The 23,340-nt window shown below is 40.9% G+C and carries 22 protein-coding genes and 1 other RNA gene; 10 read left to right on the forward strand and 13 right to left on the reverse strand.

All coding sequences use genetic code 11. The features are described from left to right. Nucleotides 1-9 precede the first annotated feature (9 nt). Nucleotides 10-1,635, forward strand: a complete 1,626-nt coding sequence (locus IMZ31_RS15670) for an FAD-dependent monooxygenase (RefSeq protein ID WP_207528216.1) — start codon at nucleotides 10-12, stop codon at nucleotides 1,633-1,635. A gap of 109 nt (nucleotides 1,636-1,744) precedes the next feature. Here IMZ31_RS15670 and IMZ31_RS15675 read toward each other — a convergent pair whose 3' ends face one another. From IMZ31_RS15675 to smpB, 6 genes are all read right to left on the reverse strand, one after another. Continuing rightward, nucleotides 1,745-2,308, reverse strand: a complete 564-nt coding sequence (locus IMZ31_RS15675; RefSeq protein ID WP_207528217.1) for a DUF4256 domain-containing protein — start codon at nucleotides 2,306-2,308, stop codon at nucleotides 1,745-1,747. A gap of 30 nt (nucleotides 2,309-2,338) precedes the next feature. Further along, on the reverse strand, nucleotides 2,339-2,632 hold the full coding sequence (locus tag IMZ31_RS15680) for a DUF3817 domain-containing protein (RefSeq protein ID WP_207528218.1): 294 nt from the start codon (nucleotides 2,630-2,632) through the stop codon (nucleotides 2,339-2,341). 167 nt (nucleotides 2,633-2,799) lie between these two features. Next, the gene (locus IMZ31_RS15685; RefSeq protein WP_207528219.1) at nucleotides 2,800-3,441 is read right to left on the reverse strand and encodes an NAD(P)-dependent oxidoreductase; all 642 of its coding nucleotides are present in this window, start codon (nucleotides 3,439-3,441) and stop codon (nucleotides 2,800-2,802) included. Between the two features lie 49 nt (nucleotides 3,442-3,490). After that, nucleotides 3,491-3,940, reverse strand: coding sequence for an SgcJ/EcaC family oxidoreductase (locus tag IMZ31_RS15690; protein ID WP_207528220.1), 450 nt, complete (start codon nucleotides 3,938-3,940; stop codon nucleotides 3,491-3,493). 293 nt (nucleotides 3,941-4,233) lie between these two features. Then, nucleotides 4,234-4,592: a transfer-messenger RNA gene (ssrA, locus tag IMZ31_RS15695) on the reverse strand. Between the two features lie 135 nt (nucleotides 4,593-4,727). Then, nucleotides 4,728-5,192, reverse strand: a complete 465-nt coding sequence (gene smpB / locus IMZ31_RS15700; RefSeq protein ID WP_036782375.1) for an SsrA-binding protein SmpB — start codon at nucleotides 5,190-5,192, stop codon at nucleotides 4,728-4,730. A 156-nt stretch (nucleotides 5,193-5,348) separates the two neighbouring features. Between smpB and IMZ31_RS15705 the strand changes: the two genes are divergently transcribed. Next, nucleotides 5,349-6,206 (forward strand): GNAT family N-acetyltransferase, encoded by an 858-nt coding sequence (locus IMZ31_RS15705; protein ID WP_207528221.1) that lies wholly within the window; start codon nucleotides 5,349-5,351, stop codon nucleotides 6,204-6,206. Between the two features lie 42 nt (nucleotides 6,207-6,248). Here the strand turns inward: IMZ31_RS15705 and rnr are convergent, their stop codons facing one another. The 4 genes from rnr to secG all read right to left on the reverse strand — a co-directional run bounded on the left by rnr (nucleotide 6,249) and on the right by secG (nucleotide 10,133). Next, nucleotides 6,249-8,597, reverse strand: coding sequence for a ribonuclease R (rnr, locus tag IMZ31_RS15710; RefSeq protein WP_207528222.1), 2,349 nt, complete (start codon nucleotides 8,595-8,597; stop codon nucleotides 6,249-6,251). Nucleotides 8,598-8,644: 47 nt separating this feature from the next. Further along, complete coding sequence (locus IMZ31_RS15715) at nucleotides 8,645-9,394, reverse strand: alpha/beta hydrolase (protein WP_207528223.1); 750 nt, start codon at nucleotides 9,392-9,394, stop codon at nucleotides 8,645-8,647. A gap of 233 nt (nucleotides 9,395-9,627) precedes the next feature. Further along, on the reverse strand, nucleotides 9,628-9,798 hold the full coding sequence (locus IMZ31_RS15720; protein ID WP_207528224.1) for a hypothetical protein: 171 nt from the start codon (nucleotides 9,796-9,798) through the stop codon (nucleotides 9,628-9,630). A gap of 98 nt (nucleotides 9,799-9,896) precedes the next feature. Continuing rightward, nucleotides 9,897-10,133, reverse strand: coding sequence for a preprotein translocase subunit SecG (gene secG / locus IMZ31_RS15725; protein WP_188652114.1), 237 nt, complete (start codon nucleotides 10,131-10,133; stop codon nucleotides 9,897-9,899). 301 nt (nucleotides 10,134-10,434) lie between these two features. Between secG and IMZ31_RS15730 the strand changes: the two genes are divergently transcribed. From IMZ31_RS15730 to IMZ31_RS15760, 7 genes are all read left to right on the forward strand, one after another. Next, on the forward strand, nucleotides 10,435-11,187 hold the full coding sequence (locus tag IMZ31_RS15730) for a DeoR/GlpR family DNA-binding transcription regulator (protein ID WP_207528225.1): 753 nt from the start codon (nucleotides 10,435-10,437) through the stop codon (nucleotides 11,185-11,187). Beyond that, the gene (gene pfkB, locus IMZ31_RS15735; RefSeq protein WP_207528226.1) at nucleotides 11,184-12,098 is read left to right on the forward strand and encodes a 1-phosphofructokinase; all 915 of its coding nucleotides are present in this window, start codon (nucleotides 11,184-11,186) and stop codon (nucleotides 12,096-12,098) included. Before IMZ31_RS15730 ends, pfkB begins: the two co-directional genes overlap by 4 nt. Before the next feature lie 15 nt (nucleotides 12,099-12,113). Further along, entirely contained in the window at nucleotides 12,114-14,063 is a 1,950-nt protein-coding gene (locus IMZ31_RS15740; protein ID WP_207528227.1) for a PTS fructose transporter subunit IIABC, read from the forward strand. Nucleotides 14,064-14,118: 55 nt separating this feature from the next. After that, complete coding sequence (locus IMZ31_RS15745; RefSeq protein ID WP_207528228.1) at nucleotides 14,119-14,385, forward strand: phosphocarrier protein HPr; 267 nt, start codon at nucleotides 14,119-14,121, stop codon at nucleotides 14,383-14,385. Nucleotides 14,386-14,388: 3 nt separating this feature from the next. Beyond that, nucleotides 14,389-16,110, forward strand: a complete 1,722-nt coding sequence (gene ptsP / locus IMZ31_RS15750) for a phosphoenolpyruvate--protein phosphotransferase (protein ID WP_207528229.1) — start codon at nucleotides 14,389-14,391, stop codon at nucleotides 16,108-16,110. A gap of 228 nt (nucleotides 16,111-16,338) precedes the next feature. Further along, nucleotides 16,339-17,121 carry a 3D domain-containing protein gene (locus IMZ31_RS15755; RefSeq protein ID WP_207528230.1) on the forward strand — a complete coding sequence of 261 codons (783 nt, stop codon included), beginning with the start codon at nucleotides 16,339-16,341 and terminating at the stop codon, nucleotides 17,119-17,121. Nucleotides 17,122-17,493: 372 nt separating this feature from the next. Next, nucleotides 17,494-18,258, forward strand: coding sequence for a LysM peptidoglycan-binding and 3D domain-containing protein (locus IMZ31_RS15760; RefSeq protein WP_207528231.1), 765 nt, complete (start codon nucleotides 17,494-17,496; stop codon nucleotides 18,256-18,258). Nucleotides 18,259-18,567: 309 nt separating this feature from the next. On the opposite strand, the gene coaA is transcribed toward IMZ31_RS15760, so the two are convergent. Together coaA and IMZ31_RS15770 are read right to left on the reverse strand one after the other, a co-directional pair. Beyond that, nucleotides 18,568-19,503: a type I pantothenate kinase gene (coaA, locus tag IMZ31_RS15765; protein ID WP_036782344.1), complete on the reverse strand. Its 936-nt coding sequence runs from the start codon at nucleotides 19,501-19,503 to the stop codon at nucleotides 18,568-18,570. Nucleotides 19,504-19,665: 162 nt separating this feature from the next. Further along, nucleotides 19,666-20,571 carry a TIGR01777 family oxidoreductase gene (locus IMZ31_RS15770; protein WP_207528232.1) on the reverse strand — a complete coding sequence of 302 codons (906 nt, stop codon included), beginning with the start codon at nucleotides 20,569-20,571 and terminating at the stop codon, nucleotides 19,666-19,668. Nucleotides 20,572-20,634: 63 nt separating this feature from the next. On the opposite strand from IMZ31_RS15770, the gene IMZ31_RS15775 reads away from it, so the two are divergent. Further along, the gene (locus IMZ31_RS15775; RefSeq protein WP_207528233.1) at nucleotides 20,635-21,570 is read left to right on the forward strand and encodes a YndJ family protein; all 936 of its coding nucleotides are present in this window, start codon (nucleotides 20,635-20,637) and stop codon (nucleotides 21,568-21,570) included. A gap of 96 nt (nucleotides 21,571-21,666) precedes the next feature. Here the strand turns inward: IMZ31_RS15775 and IMZ31_RS15780 are convergent, their stop codons facing one another. Then, the gene (locus IMZ31_RS15780) at nucleotides 21,667-23,082 is read right to left on the reverse strand and encodes an alanine/glycine:cation symporter family protein (RefSeq protein ID WP_207528234.1); all 1,416 of its coding nucleotides are present in this window, start codon (nucleotides 23,080-23,082) and stop codon (nucleotides 21,667-21,669) included. Nucleotides 23,083-23,340: the final 258 nt, after the last annotated feature.

Genomic DNA, 23,340 nt, shown 5'->3' on the forward strand with positions numbered 1-23,340 from the left:
GCTTATTGCATGACTTCCGTTACTCATACAGACGTCCTCATTATCGGGGCTGGACCAGCCGGGCTTATGGCTGCTAATGCTTTAGAAAATCAAGGTGTGGACTGGATTTGCTTAGAAAAAAGATCTGAACCCTCTACGCTGTCGAAAGCCCTAGGCATCCAAGCACGTACACTTGAAATGTTTGAGCTACTAAATGTTCATAAACCCTTCTTAGAACGGGGGTACCCGGGGCCTGGCACGAAGCTGCACCTTGGAGACACAACTCCGTCCACGGAGGAGTTGTATCATATACAGAGCCGCTATCCTTACATTCTTATTATTCCACAAAGTGAGACAGAAGAAATTTTAGAAGAGCAATTAACTCAATCTGATAAGTCCATAAATAGAGAGCATAATGTCATCGAAGTCACGCAAACCTCAGACTGTGTTCATGTTAAAGCGGATTATAATGGAGAAATTCGCGAATATAAGGCAAAATATCTTCTGGCTTGCGATGGGGCACACAGTAAAGTTCGGGAAGCTTTAGATGTTGAGTTTGAAGGAAAAGACGATGGGTTTACATTTTTCCTTGGAGATGTAGATGTGCCTGAATTTAACGACATCTATATCAATGTATTTCTAAACGACCGAGGAGCTGCAGCTTTCTTCCCTTATAAAGATGGAAGTTACCGTGTTGTGGGCTTAGACCGTTCTAAACAAGGACAGCCCAGGCAAGATGAGCTAGCTTTAGAGGACCTGCAAGGAAGTTTGGATACCATTCTGCCTGAACCGCTTCAAGTCAAAAATCCGAAATGGCTTACCTACTTTGGAACTGCACACAGACAAGTAGATACCTACCGTAAAGACCGCATCTTTTTCGTAGGAGACGCAGCTCACATCCACAATCCAATTGGAGGGCAAGGGATGAACCTAGGTCTTCAAGATGCAGTAAATCTGGCTTGGAAAATCGATGCTGTCTTAAAAGGGCATGCCACTGACTCGTTCCTAAACAGCTACCATCATGAACGATACCCTATAGGAAAAGATGTCCTCAGGGAAACGTCAGCTATGCTTAGAATTGTTTTACTAGATGGAACGATAGGAAAGGTTCGAAACTGGGCCGGCAAATGGGCATTAACCCAGAACTGGGTGCAACAAAGAGTAGCCAACCATATGTCACATGTATACAATGACTATGATAAAACAGAGCAAAACCGTTCGTTACGGGATCCTTCCCTTCCTAAAAAGGCACTTAAAGCTGGCGATAGGGTGCCAGACTATTTACTCTTCTTTGACGGAACAACAGATGAACGGTTATATCCTTTCATTCGAAGGCACGGCCATCTATGCCTGATTTACATTGACGATGCTCAAGATGAAGCGGTCATTGATTACGCGTATGATTTCGTTTCAAAGGTCAATGAAAAGTACTCAGGTCTTATAACAGTGTACCTTGTAGCTAGAGGTGGAACGGTTTCTTCAGACCCTGACCACGAATTGCCGATTATTTATGATGTTCACCACGATTTACAAAAGCATGTTGGCATGAGAAATGGCCACACTCTCTTCATACGGCCAGATGGTCATGTTGCATTTCATGAGACCACTACAAATTCAGAAAATACATTGGCGAAAATGAAGCGATTTTTTAGTTAAACGGGAAAAACCCTCTCCAAGAAAAAAGGAGAGGGTTAATTTTATTAATATACGGATGGAACTGCAGAAGGGGTGAAGACTGGGGTAACTCTTTCATCTTTCCCTCTTTTTATATCCTTACCACACCACGAAAGCCCCTCGCAGCATAATAGGACTCAGCTCCGTTATGATACACGAAGACATGTCCATAGCGGAAATCACAAAATAGTGCACCACCTCGTTCTCTTATATCTTCAGGAGTTTGCACCCAGCTTGATGTTTTCTTGTCAAAGTCACCAAGTGTCTGTAATTTCCGATATTGTTCTTCACTTAAAAGCTCGATTCCCATAGAGGTTGCCATATCTATTGCGCTCGTTTCAGGCTTATGCTTTTTTCTTGATTCTAGCGCTTCACGGTCATAACACACACTTCTGCGACCTTTAGGACTTTCTGCTGAACAATCAAAGAAGACGTACTTCCCTTTCTCTTCCTCATAGCCGACAACATCCGGCTCACCGCCTGTCCTCTCCATCTCATGGAGCGACCATACTCTTTCATCATGAGCCTCAAGTTTTGTGTGCACTTCAGTCCAGCTCATTCCATTGTGGCGGTTCATATTCTTCTCGAAACGTTCTTTCAACACTACGAGTAGCTCTTCTTTCTGTTCTTGCGATAACCCTCTGGACTCAGTCATGTAGTAGCCTCCCTCAAAAATAATGTTTAATCAGTTATGAAGCTTGCGTACTTTTTTATCAAGTACTAAATTGCCAAAAGGAACAAACGCAACAGCAATAGCTGAGCTAATCCATATAAATGACCATCTAATTTTAAGCGTGACATATGCAATAGTAGCCAAATACATAATAAAGAGCACACCATGAAGAGAACCTACATAGGTTACCGCTTCCGGATAGCCTACTATGTACTTAAGCGGCATAGCGATAAATAACAAAATAAGAAGGGATAAACCTTCTAAAAAGCCCATTAATCTAAATTTATTAATCGGGGAGCTTAACATACTTTTCACTCCTAATTACATTCTCATAGTATATACATATCTACTACAGTAAGTTTAACATGATTTCATTAATAGCTCGGCATAACCTATATATATTTTGAAGTGCACTCTCACGAATGTTCGAAAATCTTCTTACCCATGTAGCTTATAATACTTTAAGCGCAATACTAATAGGATATATCGATAAATCCTTTATATGAAGGTGGATTATTCAATTGCTTCACCATACAGTCGGCTAAATCAGCACGTGAAATTCCCTTAATCCCCTTTGCATTTTTCATAGGCTCATTAATCGTTACTCTATATTCCAGAGTCTTTGTTCCATCTGTTAGTCGTGGAGGCCTTATGATTGTCCAATCAACATTTGAACCACTTACAATACGTTCCATGCGTTCCATATCCTTATAGAGGTTTCTGTAAATTTGTTTAATGGTTAGGTTGATAAATGTTTTAGCAAGAAATGGAGTGTCTGGCGGTAGTGCAATAGTGCCTGATGATAAGCATATCATTCTACTTATCCCATGGGCTTCCATTACGTTTAGTATATTTTCAGTTCCTTCTGAGTAAACAGTAGTTGGCTTTCGATGACTGACCCCAAGTGCTGAAATAACAGCTTCCTTTCCTTCCATAGCATCTTCAAATGAGGATGGTTCCAAAACATCTCCCTGAACGATTGTTAGATTATGATCATTTAATTTCAATCGCCTTTCATCCCGAACAACAACAGTAACTTCATGTCCCTCTTCTAATAATTGTTTTACCACTAGTTTTCCTGTACCACCTGTTGCCCCAAAAACAATAATATTCAAGCAACTCTCCCCCTTTACGTATTTCCTCATGAGTCAATATAAAGCTCCATTATCCCTTTGTTATGATATCATCCTCTTGATCACCATTTCTCTGATAAGTAGCTGTATAATCAGTATTATAACCTGCCTTAATTTCGCCCTTATTCCCATTAAGAATGACCACCATATTGAGCAATCCATTTCTCTGTGGCAGCACTTGTTCAGTATTTGGAACCTTCTGATTATAGGAAACCCAACGGAAATCAACAATTGCTGCATCGTCATGAATCCATTTTATGTGCTGAATGCTATATTCCAAAAAAGCATCTTTTAGCGGATTTTGAAATGGATAAACATGCATCTCTTCGATTGCTTTTCGCCCTTCAGCTACATCTCCCAACACATTGGTAAAAATAGCATCCTCCGTAAAAACGCTAGCAAAGCTTTTAGGTTTTTTCGCATTCCAAGCATCATTAAGTGCCTTAACCGTATCTTCAATCACTTCGTTAGGATTTGTCATGTAATTACTCCTTTAGGCTTAATATTCAAATTAGGTATAATTATATTTTAAAGCAATACATAAGTACTTTCAGCTAATCTGGCTTTTTAGCAAGTAACTCAAAGGGATCTACGTGTAGAGTTAAGTCTTTCGTTCATTGTTTTATCAAGAATTAAAAAAAGCACAGACTTACTAAAAGGTAAGCTTGTGCTTTTACATTATATTCTATCTATACCTTTGGAAGCTCATCACTGATATTCCATAGCAAGTTGAAATTCAAGTTTTAAGACATAAAAAAACCACCAATTATGTATTGGTGGAGACGGTGGGAGTCGAACCCACGTCCAGAGATATCGTTACAATAGCTTCTACGAGCGTAGTCAGCATATTATATTTCGCATACAATTCGACCTACTGACAGGCTTCCTTGCAGCTAACCTTATTGGTCTCTTCGTTCATCCTAAGGTGGCGAATGAACGCGTAGCCCACTTAAGTTTGAGACCCTTCAATCTACCACATGGGCGATGGCAGGAAGGATCCTCTAGATCAGCTTATGCAGCTGCTAGAGAGAAATTGTTTTCTTTGCCAGTTATTATTGGCATGGCGCTTTACGAGTCGCCAATCGGCCCGCTACTAGAGCACGACCTATCCCTGTCGAATCCGTAACGTCCCCATGTAAATGGTTCCTTTAACGGAAGATGAGCTCAAAAGGCTTCATCATTTATATGCCGTATCGTTTCAACGACAATACTTAGTATAACATAAAATGCATTTTTAGCAATGGATACGAACTGGTATCTTTTGTAAATTAATAACCACTGTTTTTGATAGCACGATCGATGTCACGCTTCGCTTGCTTGCGTTTCAAGTCTTCACGCTTATCATATTTCTTTTTACCCTTACCTAGACCGATTAAAACCTTGGCTACACCATTTTTAATGTACATCTTTAAAGGTACAAGCGAGTAACCTTGCTGCTGTGTTTCACCAATTAAACGGTTAATTTCTTTACGATGAAGAAGTAGCTTCCGCATTCTCGTTGGTTCATGGTTGAACTGGTTTCCCTGTTCATAAGGAGAGATATGCATATTATGAAGGAACACTTCTCCTTTACTCACACGTGCGAAACTGTCTTTCATATTCACTCTGCCGGCACGGATTGATTTGATCTCCGTTCCTTTCAGAACAATGCCCGCTTCAAATGTATCTTCTATAAAGAAATCATGACTGGCTTTTCTATTTTGTGCGATTGCATTTCCTTTACCTTTAGGCATAAGCGTATATCCTCCTCAACTTGCGTAAACAATATTGTATCAAAAAAAGACCAGAATTCCAATTATAAAGGGCGCATCAGGCTTTCTAATAGACAAAGAATATGTCCTTGTGAGAATATTACAATTGGAAAATTGAACATCGGAAGTGGGGGACTTATGGAAACAGAACTCGTAACGCTTCGAAAATTAACAGAAAATGATTATGACGCTTTAATAAACATGCAGACGGGTTTAGAAAATGACTATGTTGTGCGCATCTTTCATAACCTTCTCGAACGAGAGAACAATGTCATGTATGGACTTTTCGATAAAGATCGAATGATTGCTGTTTCAGGCTATACACTATTCTCTAATAAATTCGCCATGCTCGGACGCCTTCGAACGGATAAAAGGTATAGAGGCAAAGGATTCGGCACCGAAATTCTACGCGCTATAATAGAGGAACTGAGAACGATTCCTTCCATCGAATTCGTCAGCGCAAACACACAACTTCATAACTACTCAGCTCGTAAAGCCCTGACGAAATTAGACTTGCCGCACTTAACTACCTTACATCCCTTCATTCTAAAAGATCCACATCTTGTGAAGAGCACGCCAGGTGAAGTGTGGGATACGGTTAATACAGTAGAAGAAAAACGAAACTTCCTTCAATCGCTAAAAGGAAATGCTCTTGGCGCTTTTCCTTATGAAGCTTATTATCCTCTTCCGTTTGATGAATCCCTATTTACAGATGATTATCTGAAAGACGGTACGTTTTATGTGAATTCAGACCGAACACGTTTCTTATTTTGTAAAGTGGATCAAAAAGGCAATCTGTATCTCAACTCAAAATATTTCTGGAATGATCATTTTGAGCAACCAGGACTATTCGAAACCATTCAACATGAATGGTCTAAGCACGCGGATGTATACGGAGCTTGGATGGACGTTTCATCTGAAGCGGCCCATACGTTTTCATCCGATGCTTTTGAAACACAAGATCCATGGCTCTTATATGGATTCAAGTTATCCTAATGTAAAACAGGTAACTGCGACTATGCAGTTACCTGTTTTTATTTATCTTCCGCGTTTCTTACTCTTTTTCTTACCGTTTGGGACACCTTTGTTTTGGTAGAAAGGCTTGCCTTTCTTGCCTTTGGATTCCTTCTTATCACCCTGGCCACGGCCTTCGCCTTGACGCTTTTGCTTCTTAGGGCCATTTGGCTTATCCGTTCGCTTCGCATGAATCACCTTAGGGCGATCCGGGCGCGTAGAACGATTCTTCTCAGGCGGTTTCATTCCTACAAGTTCAAAGTCAACGACACGTTCATCAAGGTCCACTTTCTCAACTCGAACGGTCACTTCATCACCAATACGGAATACCTTACCAGTACGCTCTCCAATCATAGCGTAAGAGCGCTCATCAAAGTGGTAATAGTCATCCGTTAGATAACTGACATGCACAAGCCCTTCTACTGTATTTGGCAATTCCACAAACAACCCAAATCCAGTTACAGAACTTACGACACCTTCAAATTCTTCTCCGATCTTATCCTGCATGAACTCTGCTTTCTTAAGATCATCCGTTTCGCGTTCCGCATCAACGGAACGACGTTCACGATCAGAAGAGTGACGAGCAATCTCTGGAATTTCTTCTTTCCAGTGTTTTCGTGTCTGTTGATCCAGCTTCCCTTCAATAATGTACGTACGGATTAATCGGTGAACAATTAAGTCAGGGTAACGACGGATTGGCGATGTGAAGTGGGTATAGAATGGTGTTGATAACCCAAAGTGTCCAAGGTTATTCTCATCATAACGGGCTTGCTGCATCGAGCGAAGCATCAGTTTTGAGATCACCATATCTTCTTGTGTACCTTTTACGGATTCAAGAAGATTTTGCAGTGCCTTTGGATGAACATCATTCGAAACGCCCTTAACGTTATAACCAAAGTTCGTAATAAACTCAAAGAAATGCTGCAGTTTAGACTCATCGGGTTCTTCGTGAACACGGTGAATGAACGGAACATCCATCCAGTGGAAGTGCTCATCAACGGTTTCGTTTGCTGCTAGCATAAACTCTTCGATTAATCGTTCAGCTACAGAACGCTCACGCAGAACCACATCTTCTGCTTTTCCTTCATCATCGACTAGAACTTTCGCTTCTTTAAAATCAAAGTCGATTGCACCGCGCTCCATACGTTTTTTACGCAAGATTGATGCTAGGTTTTCCATATCCTTAAACATTGGAACGAGTGGCTCATAGCGTTCTTTCAGTTCTTCATCATCATCGATTAAGATACTTTTTACGTCAGCGTATGTCATACGCTCATCTGTCTTAATCACACTCTGGAAGATCTCATGGTTTACGACTTCACCATTAGCATCAATCTCCATCTCACAAGAAAGAGTTAAGCGATCCACCTGCGGATTTAAAGAACAAATTCCATTTGATAAGCGATGAGGAATCATCGGAATTACTCGGTCAACAAGGTACGTACTTGTTCCTCGATCACGAGCTTCTTTATCAATTGGAGAACCTTCTTCAACGTAGTAACTTACATCCGCAATGTGAACTCCTAAGTGATAGTTTCCGTTATCAAGCTTGCGACAAGAAATAGCATCATCTAAGTCTTTCGCATCTGCTCCATCAATGGTAACAATTTGTTCATCACGCAAGTCGCGACGATTCTTAATCTCTGCAGGATCAATTTCATCCGGTGTATTTGTAGCTTGTTCAATGACTTCTTGAGGGAAGTCTGACTGAATGCCGTGTTTATGAATGATCGCTAAAATATCAATTCCAGGATCATTTTTATGCCCAAGAATCTGGATGACTTCCCCTTCTGCACTCATTCGGCCTTCTGGATACTTCGTTAAGCGTACAATAACTTTATGTCCATCAACCGCTCCATTGTTAGCTGTCTTTGGAACAAAGATATCATTAGGAATACGCTTGTCATCTGCAATAACGAAACCAAAATAGCCATTATCGTCGTATGTACCGACGATCTCTTGTGTACTTCTTTCCAAGATGCGAATGACAATTCCTTCTGGACGTTTGCCTTCTTCTCCTCTTGAATCCACTCGCACTAAAACGCGGTCATTGTTCATCGCAGACTGAAGATCAGAATGGTGAATGTATACATCATCCTTGTCATCTTCATCTGGAATTAAAAAGGCGAACCCTTTCGCATGCATCTGAATCTTACCGCGGATCAAGTTCATTTTTTCAGGAAGCCCGTAACGATTTTTGCGTGTTCGCACGAGTTCTCCTTCTTCTTCTAATTGGTTCAAAGCTTTCATTAATGTTGTAAAATCTTCTGCACTTCCATGCTCAATTAATTCTTCAATTTCCTGTACGGATAAAGGCTTTGAGTCATGTTCATGGAAGTATTCGAGTACCTGTTTCTTTAACTGGTCACTCATTATATCCACCGTCCTTCTTGAATCCTTATTCTTATTAGTGTTATCTATTATTCCACTGTCCAATCAAGTGATTCTAAGAAGTTGTAAATATCTTCGTGAAGTTGGTCACGCTCTTGACCAAGCGTTATTGCATGTCCAGACTCTTTATACCATTTAATATCTTTATGATCAGCTTCTACCTGCTCATAAATATAATTGGCGCTATCCGTGTTAATGACCTCGTCTTGCTCAGCCTGAATCACTAACGTCGGTGCGTAAATCGTATCAACTTCATCGTGTACTTCTTTTATTAACTTGCCTAGTTGATTGAATGTTTCCGTGGAATCTTCTAGTAACTCGTTCATTTCTTGTTCAATTGTTTCTTCTGATTTCTTCTCTAACTGTTTAAACTCTTTGATGAATTGCTTAAAACTCTTCGTCAGCTGTTCTTCATTATCAAAGAACATCGGTGTACACATCGTTGTAATACCCTTCACTTGATTCGTATACGTCAATTTTAGACCCAGCACACCACCAAGAGATAATCCAGCGATTGCAATCTCTTCATAACCAAGGTCCTTAAGATGTTGGAAACCTTCTTTTGCACTCTTCCACCAGTCTTCCGGAGTCGTTTTCACTAACTCTTCTGGTGGCTGGCCATGACCTTTGTAGATCGGTGCATGGGTTGTGTATCCTTTCTTTTCCAAAAAACGACCAAGCATGCGCACATCCGCAGAGTGGCCTGTAAATCCATGTAGTAACAATACCGCACGATTTCCCGCTTCAAACGTAAATGGTTCTGGTAGTTTGATTTGCATCTTTAAAGACAGCTCCTTCTAGCTCATGTTGTAGTATGATTAGTTTTACCCGTTGCACTAATTCAACAGAGGAAATAGTTAGTGGGAATGAGAATGATTTCATGGTATCACGAAATGACTCATTTAGCATAAACAAAGTCCATATGCCGGGAAGCCTAAAGGTCAATTCCCTTAAAATTTTCCTTAAAAACCAACTCTCGTTATCAAAATTATGTATGTCTAAGACTCTGTGGTTACATCTTGGAGGTTTTGGTCAATTCGAGAGCCTCTTTCGTCAATTCGGGCGCTTCTTTCGTCACTTCGGGTGCCGCTTTCGTCAATTCGGGTGCCGCTTTCATCACTTCGAGCGCCGCTTTCGTCAATTCGGGTGCCTCTTTCGTCAATTCGGGCACCGCTTTCGTCACTCCGCACACACCTTTCAGCACTCCCCCCCACTTCGGTCACTCCAAACAACTCTCCCCCTCATTGAACAAAAAAAATAAGCAACGGGAGCTCCCGTTACTTATTGATTAAGAATATACCCAAGTAAAAATGTAAGAACAAAGAATAGAACAGCCGTTACAATTGTAGCTTTATGCATAAAAGCATCAACACCGCGTGCTTTTTGCTTACCAAATAATTGTTCAGCCCCTCCAGAGATCGCTCCTGAAAGACCAGCGCTTTTACCTGATTGAAGAAGAACTAATACGATCATTGCTATAGCATCAATCGCAAGTAATACCAATGTTACCGTGTACATCTGATCCACCTCCTAAAACGCTCTAATACCTAAGGATAATGTAGCACAAAACCCCTTCAACGGCAACCTTTTATTAACAGATTTGCTTTAGGGGAGTGAAGGGTGCCAGACACCCTTTACTCCCCTAAAGCCCCCCTTATCCTAAAGATTTATTCCTATGTAGGTAAATTTTCATTGAAGGTTGTGATTGTTTTTGATATATTTTGATTGATTTTGAATGTTTTTGATTGCATTTATGAAAGGGCTTCCTTTATATTAATAGTAGGAATACATTTTACATTAGTTTCGGAGGTTTACATTTATGCTTACACCAGCACGACATGAAATTATATTAGAACAGCTTGAGCGTTACCAAACGGTTAAAATCCAAGATCTTGTTAACGAAACAGGAGCTTCAGAATCAACCATCCGACGTGATTTAAGCCAACTTGAAAACGCCAACAAACTAAAACGGGTTCACGGTGGTGCCTCTTGTTTACATCAGACAAGTGAAGAGTTAAGCATACGAGAGAAATCAGATCAAAATCTAAATGAAAAGGTGGCGATCGCTAAGGAAGCCGCTTCCCTCATACGAGATGGAGATTGCATATTCTTAGACGCCGGAACAACGACATACCAAATGATCCCCTTTTTAAAGGGACGTAATCTTACTGTTGTAACGAATGGGGTTACCTTGCTTGAAGAACTAACTGAAAATCAGGTACCCACGTATTTAACTGGCGGTTTTGTAAAACATAAAACGAGAGCATTGATCGGACGAGGCGCTACTCACAGCCTGCAACAATACAGATTTGATAAGTGCTTTCTTGGAGTAAACGGGGTTCATCCTTCTCACGGATACACAACTCCTGACCCAGAAGAAGCACTTGTTAAGCAAACGGTTTTGACTCTTTCACAAGAAGCTTTTGTTCTTGGGGATGCTTCTAAATTAAATGAGTTATCTTTTTCAAGCATTGCTTCTCTGCAGGATGCAACTCTGATCACAAATGAGAATGATCCAGAACGATTATCACCTTATCAAGAGAAAACAAATGTAAAGGTTGTGTCATCATGATTTATACAGTCACTTTAAATCCTTCCATTGATTACATCATGCATGTAGATGAATTCAATGAAGGTGGTTTAAACCGTGCCAATACGACTTACTACTACCCAGGCGGGAAAGGCATCAATGTATCCCGTGTATTAAAAAGATTGGATGTTTCCAACACCGCACTAGGATTTATTGGGGGCTTCACTGGACAATTCATCCAAAACTTTCTTGAGTCAGAAAAAGTCCAACACCAATTCATTGAAACAGATCAATATACCCGCATTAATGTGAAACTAAAATCAAACGAAGAGTCTGAGATAAATGGTCCCGGACCTTCTATTACTGAAGAGCAGCAGCAACAACTACTTAATCAAGTCAACAGATTAGAGAAAGACGATTATTTAGTGGTAGCAGGAAGCATCCCCAAAACGATACCTGCCGACTTTTACAATGAAATGGCCAAGCGATGCGGAGAACGGGGAGCTCATTTTATAGCGGATACTTCCGGGAAGGCGTTAGAAGAACTAGTTGGCACCCCTACTTTCTTACTTAAGCCAAACCACCATGAATTAGGGGAGTTATTTGATACTACAATTGATTCACCATTAAAGGCCATTACCTTCGCTAAGCAACTAGTAACCAAGGGCGCTACCAACGTCATTGTTTCAATGGGCGGAGATGGCGCAATTCTGGTTAATAAAGACCATGCTTATTATGCAAACGTTCCAAAAGGTGAAGTCAAGAATTCCGTTGGAGCGGGTGATTCCGTTGTATCAGGTTTTATAGCTGGTTACGTAAAAACAAATAGCTTAACAGAAGCCTTCGCAAATGGTGTGGCTTGTGGAAGTGCAACGGCATTTAGCGACGACTTGGCAACCCGAGATCTTGTAGAGGAACTTCGAAAAGAGATTACGATTGAGGATTTAAACTAAGGGGAGGGCATCAACGTGAAAATTACAGACTTGTTAAAACAAGACACAATGATTTTAGAACTTGAATCAAGTTCGAAAGCTGATGTCATTGATGAGCTAGTTTCCAAACTAGATGAAGCTGGTCGATTAAATGACAAGGAAGAATTCAAACAAGCGATATTAGCTCGTGAAGAACAGAGTACAACTGGGATTGGCGAAGGCGTAGCAATACCTCACGCCAAAACAGCTGCAGTTAAAGAACCAGCAATTGCATTTGCTCGTTCACAAGAAGGAGCTGACTACGAGTCACTTGACGGACAGCCGACACACTTATTCTTTATGATTGCTGCTTCTGAAGGAGCAAACCAAGCTCACTTAGAGACACTTTCTAGTCTTTCTTCTTTACTAATGGATACTGAATTTCGTCAAAAGCTTTTAAACGCTGAAACAAGAGATGAAATCGTAGATCTAATCGACGCAAAAGAAAAAGCGAATAGTGACGAAGAAGAAGCTGAACAAGAGGCAAGCGAAAACGAAAGTCAAGATGCTTCATCAGAAGAAGAGCCATATGTGATCGCTGTAACGGCTTGCCCTACAGGAATTGCGCATACTTACATGGCTGCAGACAAACTTAAAGAAACCGCTAAAGAGATGGGCGTTAAGATTAAAGTTGAGACCAACGGCTCAAGTGGTGTGAAAAATGCTTTAACGAAAGAAGATATCGAGCGTGCTAGTGGCGTCATTGTTGCTGCAGATATCGAAGTTGAAACGGATCGATTTAAAGGAAAACCAGTTGTGATGGTCCCAGTAGCAAAAGGGATTCACGAACCAAAAGAACTAATTACGAAAGCAAAAGAAGGAGACGCTCCTGAATACCAAGGAAGCGGTCAATCCTCAAATGAAGATGGCGAAGGAAGCGGAGAAAAAACAGGAATCTATAAGCACTTGATGAACGGTGTTTCCAACATGCTTCCATTCGTAGTCGGCGGCGGTATTTTAATTGCTTTATCCTTCCTATTCGGAATTAACGCTGCTAATCCAGACAGCGATCAATATAACCGTTTTGCTGAAATGTTAAGCATCATTGGTGGCGGCAAAGCCTTTTACCTATTAGTACCTGTACTGGCTGGTTTCATTGCTCAAAGTATTGCCGGTCGTCCTGGACTTGCTCCTGGTATGGTTGGTGGTTTAATTGCAACAACGACAGGTGCTGCTGATGGCGGTTCTGGCTTCTTAGGCGGACTGCTTGCTGGTTTCTTAGCTGGTTATTTAATGTTGCTCATTCAAAAAGGTTTGAAAGTATTACCTGACGTATTAGATGGCTTAAAGCCCGTTCTTCTTTACCCGGTGCTCGGCCTGTTCTTTACAGGTATCATTATGTTACTTGTAAATCCGTTCCTTGTATCCATTTATACTGCTTTAAGAGATGGATTGGATAGCCTTGGTTCATTCGGTATTGTTGTAGGTTTAATTATTGGTGGTATGATGGCTGTCGATATGGGCGGCCCTGTAAACAAAGCAGCTTATACATTCGGAATTGCTATGCTAGACGCTGGAAACACAATGCCAATCGCAGCTGCAATGGCAGGCGGTATGGTTCCACCATTAGGTCTTGCTTTAGCAACAACATTCTTTAGAAACAAATTTACAGCGCAAGAAAGAGAAACGGGTAAAACAGCGTATGCGATGGGCGCGACGTTCATTACAGAGGGTGTTATTCCATTCGCAGCGGCTGACCCAGGACGTGTCATCCCAGCTTCTGTAATCGGTTCAACGATTACAGGTGGGCTTGTTTACCTATTCAACTTGAACCTTCTAGCCCCTCACGGAGGAATTATTGTTATCCTGACCGGTGCTGTTAAAACAGGTGGAGAAGCCGGAAATGCTCTCCTAGGTGCTGTTTTATACATCGCCGCAGTATTAATTGGTGCAATTGTTACAGCAATTATTGCTGGTGTCTTGAAAAAACCTGTGCAAAAAGGGTAAAGTAGAGTAATGTGTTCATATAAAAATTTTTAGAAAAAGATCAGGAGGAATCTCAATGGTTGAACAAACTATGAAGATTACATCAGATGATGGCGTCCATGCACGCCCTGCCACTGTTCTAGTCCAGACGGCTGGTCAATATAAAGCTGACGTTAACTTAGAGTACAATGGTAAGTCCGTTAACCTTAAATCCATCATGGGAATTATGTCTTTAGGCATCCCATCTGGTGCTGAAGTAAAAATAACAGCAGAAGGAACTGACGAAGAAGAAGCTTTAAATGGCGTTGCTAACGCAATGAAAAAAGAAAACCTGGGGGAATAATTCATGACGAGCATTAAAGGTATTGCCGCTTCTAACGGTATTGCGATTGCAAAAGCTTACCGCATGGAAGCACCAGATCTTTCTTTTGAGAAGAAAGACATTGAAAGCCCTGAACAAGAAGTGGAACGTTTCCAATCCGCTCTTGCGACTTCTAAAAATGAGCTTGAGAAAATTAAGGATCATGCCCTTAAAACATTAGGCGAAGAAAAAGCTGAGATCTTCTCTGCTCACCTTCTTGTTCTTAGTGACCCTGAACTGATCCAACCAATCGAAGATAAGATTAAAACAGAAAACGTGAACGCTGAAGCAGCTCTTAATGAGACAGCTAATATGTTCATCGACCTGTTTAAAAATATGGACAACGAATACATGCGCGAACGTGCAGCGGATATCCAGGACGTAACAAAGCGTGTTATGGCACACTTATTAAACGTAACGTTCCCAGACCCTGCTCTTATTGATGAAGAAGTTGTGATTATCGCTGAAGATTTAACACCTTCTGATACAGCTCAGTTAAATAAGCAGTTCGTTAAAGGTTTCACGACTGATATCGGTGGTCGTACGTCTCACTCTGCCATCATGGCTCGTTCTCTTGAGATTCCTGCTGTTGTAGGAACGAAAGAAGTAACAGCAACAATTAATAAAGACGATATGGTCATTGTTGATGGTATTGCTGGTGAAGTAATCGTTCACCCTACGGATGAACAGGTTGAAGCGTATAAAGGAAAGCAAGCTCAGTACGAAGAAAAGAAACAAGAATGGGCGAAGCTTAAAGATGAGCCTACTGTAACAGCTGACGATAAGCACGTTGAGCTTGTAGCAAACATCGGTACCCCTGACGATGTCGACGGCGTTATAAACAACGGCGGCGAAGGAGTTGGGCTTTACCGTACTGAGTTCTTATACATGGGTAAAAACCAGCTACCAACAGAAGAAGAACAGTTTGAAGCCTACAAAGCAGTACTTGAAGGCGTAGGATCTGATAAACCGGTTGTTGTACGTACACTTGATATCGGTGGAGACAAAGAGTTAGACTACTTGGATCTTCCTGATGAAATGAACCCATTCCTTGGATTCCGTGCAATCCGTTTATGCCTAGAGCGTGACGATATCTTCCGTACTCAGCTACGCGCCCTTCTTCGCGCGAGCGTCTACGGCAACTTAAAAATCATGTTCCCAATGATTGCAACGCTAGGTGAATTCCGCCAAGCGAAAGCGATTCTTCTTGAAGAGAAAGAAAAGCTTCAAAATGAAGGTACAGAAGTATCTGAAGCAATTGAAGTTGGTATGATGGTGGAAATCCCAGCAACAGCTGTTATCGCGAAACAGTTTGCTAAAGAAGTGGACTTCTTTAGTATTGGTACAAACGACCTGATCCAATACACAATGGCAGCAGATCGTATGAACGAACGCGTTTCATACCTTTACCAGCCATACAACCCTGCGATCCTTAACCTAATTAATAACGTAATTGAAGCAGCTCATGCTGAAGGCAAATGGGCTGGCATGTGTGGCGAAATGGCAGGAGATGAGATTGCAATCCCTATCCTTCTTGGACTAGGATTAGATGAGTTCTCTATGAGCGCAACATCTATCCTTCCAGCTCGTACACAGATCTTAAGCTTGTCTCAGGAAGAAATGACTTCTTACAAAGAAGAAATCCTTTCTATGGATACAGCTGAAGACGTTGTTGAGTTCGTTAAAGCAAAAACAGGACAAAAATAGTAGTTTAGATACTAAAAAGGACCCTTTTAAAAGGGTCCTTTTCTCTATTTTTCCGACATTGTAAAATGTATGTAACATGCTTGTTAGAATTGCAATCATATTGTAGCCGTTCTGTTGTTGGGGTTTTGCGATTAGCTTGGTATAGTAGTCCATAGAGTTAACTCGTTACTCAAAAAAAAGCGAATTTCAACAGCTCATGGCTATTATAATTCCCAGGAGGTTAACAAAATGAAAAAACTATTTCTATCCCTGGCGGCTGTAGCAACGATTTCTTCAACAACGGCAATCTCAGCAAGTGCAGAAGAAGTAGTCGTGAAGCGCGGCGACACGTTATGGGGAATCTCTCAGGATTACGATGTGTCCGTTGAACAAATCAAACAACTGAATAACCTAACGTCTAACTTAATCTTCCCGAACCAAAACCTAACAGTGACCCGCAGCGAAGACAGTCAAGTTGCTCAAAAAACAACGGCACCATCGAACAGCAGTGTTTACACGATTAAACCTGGTGATACACTTTGGGGCATTGGTCAACAATATAATGTAAGCGTAAATGAATTAAAACACTGGAATAACTTAAGCTCGAATATGATTTACTCAGGCGATACCCTTAACGTGAATGGCGCAAACGTAGCAACAAAGAAAAAAGCAACTGTAGCAAGCACACAGCCATCACAACCTAAAACACAAGAGAAACAAGTTCAGACACAACAAAAAGAACAGAAGACCATCACAATGGAATCAACAGCCTATACAGCATACTGCACAGGTTGCTCTGGCATCACAAGAACAGGGATCAACCTTATTCAAAACCCAGATCAGAAAGTAATCGCAGTTGACCCTAACGTAATTCCACTAGGCACTGAAGTCTATGTAGAAGGATACGGAAGAGCTATTGCCGGTGACACAGGCGGAGCCATAAAAGGAAACAAAATTGACGTCTTCATCCCATCTCGCTCAGAAGCTCTAAACTGGGGCCGCAGAACAGTAGACGTAACGATCTTAAACTAATGAAACTCATCATAGATAAATGATACAAGCCCAAAGCTAAATGTAGCTTTGGGCTTTTTTATAAGCACCCGACAGCTAAAGCGAGTAGTTTCCCGGCCCACCTACCCAGCACTAACGTCAACGGAAACACTCACTCAGCTTCATTGCAGAAAAATAGAGAAAAAGATCCTCTAAAAGGGCCCTTTTCTCTATTTTTCCCACATTGTAAAATGCATGTAACATCCTTGTTAGAATTGCAATCACATTGTTGTCATTCTGTTGTTGGGCTTTTCCCATGAACTTGTTATAGTTGTCCATAGAGTTAATTCGTTACTCAATAAATTGTGAATTTCAACAGCTCAAGGCTATTGTAATTCCTAGGAGGTCAACAAAATGAAAAAACTATTTCTATCCCTAGCTGCTGTAGCAACGATTTCTACAACAACAGCGATCACAGCAAGCGCAGAAGAAGTAGACGTCAAGAGCGGCGACACATTATGGGGTATCTCTCAGGATTACGATGTGTCCGTTGAACAAATAAAACAACAAAATAATCTAACATCAAACTTAATCTTTCCGAACCAAAAACTAACAGTGAACCGCAACGGAGAAAGTAAAGTAACTGCTGATAGCAGTGTTTATACCATTAAACCTGGCGATACACTATTCGCCATCGGTCAACAATATAATGTAAGTGTGAATGAACTAAAACAATGGAATAACTTAAGCTCAAATACGATTTATTCAGGTAATACCCTGAATGTAAACGGTGGAAACGTAGCTACAAAAGAAAAAGCAACTGTAGCAAGCACACAACCTGCACAACCTAAAACAGAAGAAAAACAAGTTCAAACAGAGCAACAAGAACAAAAGACGATCACAATGGAATCAACAGCCTATACAGCAAACTGCGTTGGCTGCTCAGGCATCACTAAAACAGGCATCAACCTTCTTGAAAACCCAGATCGTAAAGTAATCGCAGTTGACCCTAACGTAATCCCACTAGGCACTGAAGTATATGTAGAAGGATACGGAAAAGCAGTAGCTGGTGACATCGGCGGAGACATCCAAGGAAACAGAATCGACGTCTTCATCCCATCCCAATCAGAAGCACTAAACTGGGGTCGTAAATCAGTAGACGTAACAATCTTAGACTAATTCCTTCCCATATTTAAATTTACAAGCCCAAAGCTGAAAGCAGCTTTGGGCTTTTTTATATGTTCTAGTCACTACATTAAGTGGGGCCGTTAACCAAAATCTAGCCAGGGGGGGCTGGGAAACGGCGAGACTCCTGCGGGACAAGAGGGCAGGGTGAGACCCCACAGAGCGAAGCTCGAGGAGGCTCACCGCGCTCCCGCGGAAAGCGAGTCGTTTCCCAGCCCCCCCCCGCTCTCAATAACATAACGGCCCTACCCACATAAAAGAAGGCGCAAAATCGCCCAAACGATTTTGCACCTTCATATAAAATCATGCCTTCCTAAGCATAATCGAATCAATTAAATGATCACGATCTTTATGAAGAATAAGATCCGCTCTGTTACGTGTCGGCTGAATATTTTCATGAAGATTCCTTAAGTTAATCCTTCGCCATATATCTTCTGCCATGGCAATGGCTTCATCATTAGATAAACCAGAGTAATTATGGAAATAAGAGCGCTCATCCTGGAAAGCCGTATCTCTTAGCTTCATAAAACGTTCTGTATACCATTTCAATAAATCATCTTCATTTGCATCTACGTAAATACTAAAGTCAAAGAAATCAGAAACGTATGTACCAGGATCGGCACCTCGCGTTTTTGGAGTTTGCAATACATTTACTCCTTCTACTATGACGATATCCGGCTGGTCTAATACTTGAACTTCATCTGGTAAGATATTATACGTTAAATGTGAATAGACAGGTGCTTCTACGTCTGGTCGACCTGACTTCAAATCTGCCAAAACGTCAATCAATTTCTTTATATCATAACTCTCCGGAAACCCTTTCCTATTCATGATTCCCTTCTCCTCTAATACTTCATTAGGGAATAAAAAGCCATCCGTGGTTAAGATGTCTACACTAGGATGTTCATCCCACTCAGAGAGCAGTTCACGCATAATCCTTGAGATCGTACTCTTTCCGACAGCAACACTACCTGCGACACCAATAATGAATGGAACCTGTTTCGTTTTTTGGCCCATGAAACGGTCTGTTACCGAATGAAGCTCATGAGAAGCTTTCGTATATAAATTAAGTAATCTACTTAATGGAAGATAAACATTTGAAACTTCTTCTATGTCGAGCTTTTCATTAATTCCTTTTACATTTTCAATTTGTATGGGAGACAGGGTCATCGGTACATTAGCTCGAAGCTTCGCCCATTCGTTTTTTTGGAACATCCAATACGGTGAATAACTACTCATACTGTTTCACATACCTTTGTCTACATTTTAAGAACTATAATATTCATAATTTACCACAGCGTTTCTAATTGTACCACCGTATCGAATTATGTCGAGCATCACGTACCATCTTCCAGCAAGCCTTGAACCCTTGATACGAAAGCTTTCTAGTAGTATCAAAAATTATTCCAGAAGATTTGATAGCGCTTTCCTCACTGTAGGATACTTAAAGGAAAAAGTAGAATTAAGTAGTCGTTCTGGAAGGACCTTACTTCCCTTCATTAAAATAATACTCTTCTCTCCAAAAGCAACCTTTAACATCCATTCTGTAAGAGGGAACCAGTATGGCCGACTGATCACAGAAGCGATTGTGCGCCCAAAGTCATCCATAGTAACCGGATGGGGGGCAGTTAAATTTACAGGGCCTGAAATTGTCTGATCAGCTATTAGATAATCAATAATACGCATAAGGTCCTCCAAATGAATCCAAGAGACGTACTGACTTCCAGAAGCAACCTTTCCTCCTGCCCATAACCGGTAAGGAATGAGAAGCTTAGACAACGCTCCCTCACGAGGATGAAGAACAATCCCAATACGAGCTATAACCTTTCGAATGTCTGAGTGGTTTAAATGATGAAGAGTGTTTTCCCACACATCACACACTTCACTTGGAAAACTATTAATTAACGATAGACTTCGATCTGTAAACTTGTCATCCTCCGAGTATCCATAATAGCCAATCGCTGAGCCTTGAATAAAGACCTCAGGCTTCTCCTCGAGATGGTTCACAATTTCTATCATTCGCTTTGTTGCGTTTATACGGCTGTTTAGAATTCGCTCTTTCTTCTCGCTTGACCATCGACCTTGATCAATCGGATCCCCCGCTAAGTTTATAACTACGTCTACTTTTACATTAGACAAGTGGTCTATTTCATCTTTTTGATCGGTTAGCCATTGTATGTATTCTCTTGGTCCCACTTTTCTTGTGCTCCCACGTGTAAGGATCAATAGCTTATGGCCCTTCTGTTCGAAATAATTTACAATATGACTACCTATGAACCCTGTTCCTCCACTAATTAATATGTTCAACCTCTCTCCCTCTCTTCTTTTCCCATAATGACTTTTCGTTTAAGATTTAAATGAGGTGATCCCATGATAGAGAAAAAACGCTCCCTATTCGGTTTTACGATTTTTATTATTTTCATAGTCTTACAGATGGCCTTTACCAGTATCCATACTGAACAATATGTGCAACTATTACTTGTGTTTGCTTACGGAACGCTTATACCTTTGATGCTTGCTCTTGCTAAAACAGAGCAAACAAACCTTTACCGCGCCTTACTAAACATACACCCGTTCAGCTTTGTGTTGGCGTGTATTAGTTTTTTGCTAGAAAGAGGCTCTTTATCTTTCATCCTATCACTTCCTTGGTTTGGATTCACGGCATTCATTACGATTTACGGACTCGTTTCCTTTTTCAAAACAAAGGCATGGAAATCGATGCAAGAGCTTCTTATCCATGCTGGTATGATCTATATCGTCATTGGGGGAGCTTGGCTTTCGTTACATCGATTAAATATAGACGTTCTACATTTTCAAGATATTCTTATTTTATTAACGTCTATCCACTTCCATTATGCAGCTTTTATTACAATTATATCGTTCGGTTTAATGGGAAGGTTGATTCGTTCCAGGCAACGCTTGGTGAGAAGGGTTTATAACGGCCTAGGAGCGTTTTTACTTTTGGGCCCGATCTTTGTAGCCTTAGGGATTACATTTTCTCCTGTGTCCCCTCTAATTGAATTCTTGTCGGTGGTTGAATTTGTGGTGCCCATAGCTCTGTTTGCACTCTTAAGTTTAGGTTTCATCGTACCAAACGTAAAGAAACCAAAAGCCAGAGTTTCTTTCATAATCGCTTTCTTTTCCCTTTTTGTATCCATGAGCTTTGCTTTCCTTTATGGATATGGCCATATAAGTGAGATTTCAGTACTTGATATTCCTCTTATGGTATTTGTGCACGGATTTGTTAATAGCTTTGGTTTCTCTTTATTTATGATTCTTGGTTTATGGCATGAAAAAATGACATAAAAAATAACCTGCCAAAAGGGGCAGGTTATTTTTGTAGTGAATCTCTTCAAAAGAGACGATATTAAAGTCATTATTCAACTTCCGTCTAGCATTCCATTAGCTTGCTTTTCGGTAAGCGTTACGATTCTTATGCAAATAGTCGTTAAAGTAGGAATTCGTTTCACTAACGATAACTTTATATAGAAGCAATAAAGCGATTAAGTTTGGAATCATCATAAGTGCATTGGCCATATTAGCAAATGCCCATACAAGATCAAGCTTCATCACAGCTCCCATAAAGGTTGCTGAAATGTAAATAAAGCGGTACGGGATAATGTAACGAAGACCTAGTAAGTATTCAAAGCATTTCTCTCCGTACATATACCACCCTACAATGGTCGAGAAGCCAAAGAAGATAACAGAGAAAGCTACAATGTACTCTCCTATTGCTCCTAAAGCATGTCCGAAGGCTGCACTCGTTAATGCACCTCCATCAAGATCTGCCGCATGCTCTACACCCGAAATGGAACCACCAGAAGGATCCCAGAATCCTGTCATAATAAGAACAAGGCCCGTCATCGTACACACAATAATCGTTACGATAAAGGTGCCTGTCATAGCTACAAGAGCTTGTTTAACCGGATGATCTGTCTTTGCGTTTCCGGCAATCAGAGCTGCAGTACCAAGACCTGCTTCATTGGAGAAGATTCCTCGTGAAACCCCGCTTCGAACGGCTTCCATTACCACAACTCCCGCAAAACCACCCGCTGCGGATACAGGACTAAATGCGTAGTTAAAGATCATTTCAAACGCAGGCACGATCGCTTCATAATTCATAATGATGATGAGCATGGATCCGCCTATGTACAGAAAGGCCATAACCGGAACAAAGAACCCAGCAACCGTACTAATTCGCTGAATTCCGCCAAAAATAATCAGACCTGTTAATACAGCCAGCACAGCTCCTGTTACCCAACCATTAATATGAAAGCTCTCATCCATTACATCTGATATGGTATTTGATTGAACACTGTTCCCAATCCCTAAAGCTGCAAAAGCACCAAAGAAAGCAAATGCAATCGCAAGCCCTTTCCATTTCTTCCCGAGACCTCGTTCTACATAGTACATAGGACCTCCGGAATATTCTCCGTTCTCATTTTTCACCCGGTACTTCATAGCAAGCAGGGCCTCTGCATATTTTGTTGCCATCCCTAGTAGTCCTACAATCCACATCCAAAAAATAGCACCAGGGCCTCCAAGCGTTAAAGCGGTAGCTACTCCGGCAATATTCCCGTTCCCAATTGTAGCGGACAAAGCCGTCATAAGCGTCTTAAAGTTGCTGATATCCCCTTCAGCATTGGATGAAGATTCTGACTTTTCTTCTTTCGTAAAAGCCAGTTTAAATGCATACATTAGCTTCCTAAACTGTAACCCTCTTAACATAATGGTTAGAAATAAACCTGTCCCAAATAAGAGAATTAAGCTAGGCGTTCCCCATAGTACATCGTTGATTTGATTTAATACGTCTAACATCATTTCCCCCCTGCTCTCGATGTATCCTTTTTGTGAGTTTTGGGCGTTAACATTATCCCATTATAAACTTTATCACTCATTTTTGAAGAGGTATTTGTGAAATCGTAAAATTTTAAGCGCTTTCAATTGTTGAAAACAACAATTGGATTGAGTAAGCTTTAGGAAATACCACAAATTCTTATAGATTTTCCATATGAATGTGGCTTAAAATGTACCAGGGGATTTGATTTTCAATACCTATATAATTCCTAACATAAG

The organism is Pontibacillus sp. ALD_SL1, assembly GCF_017355605.1.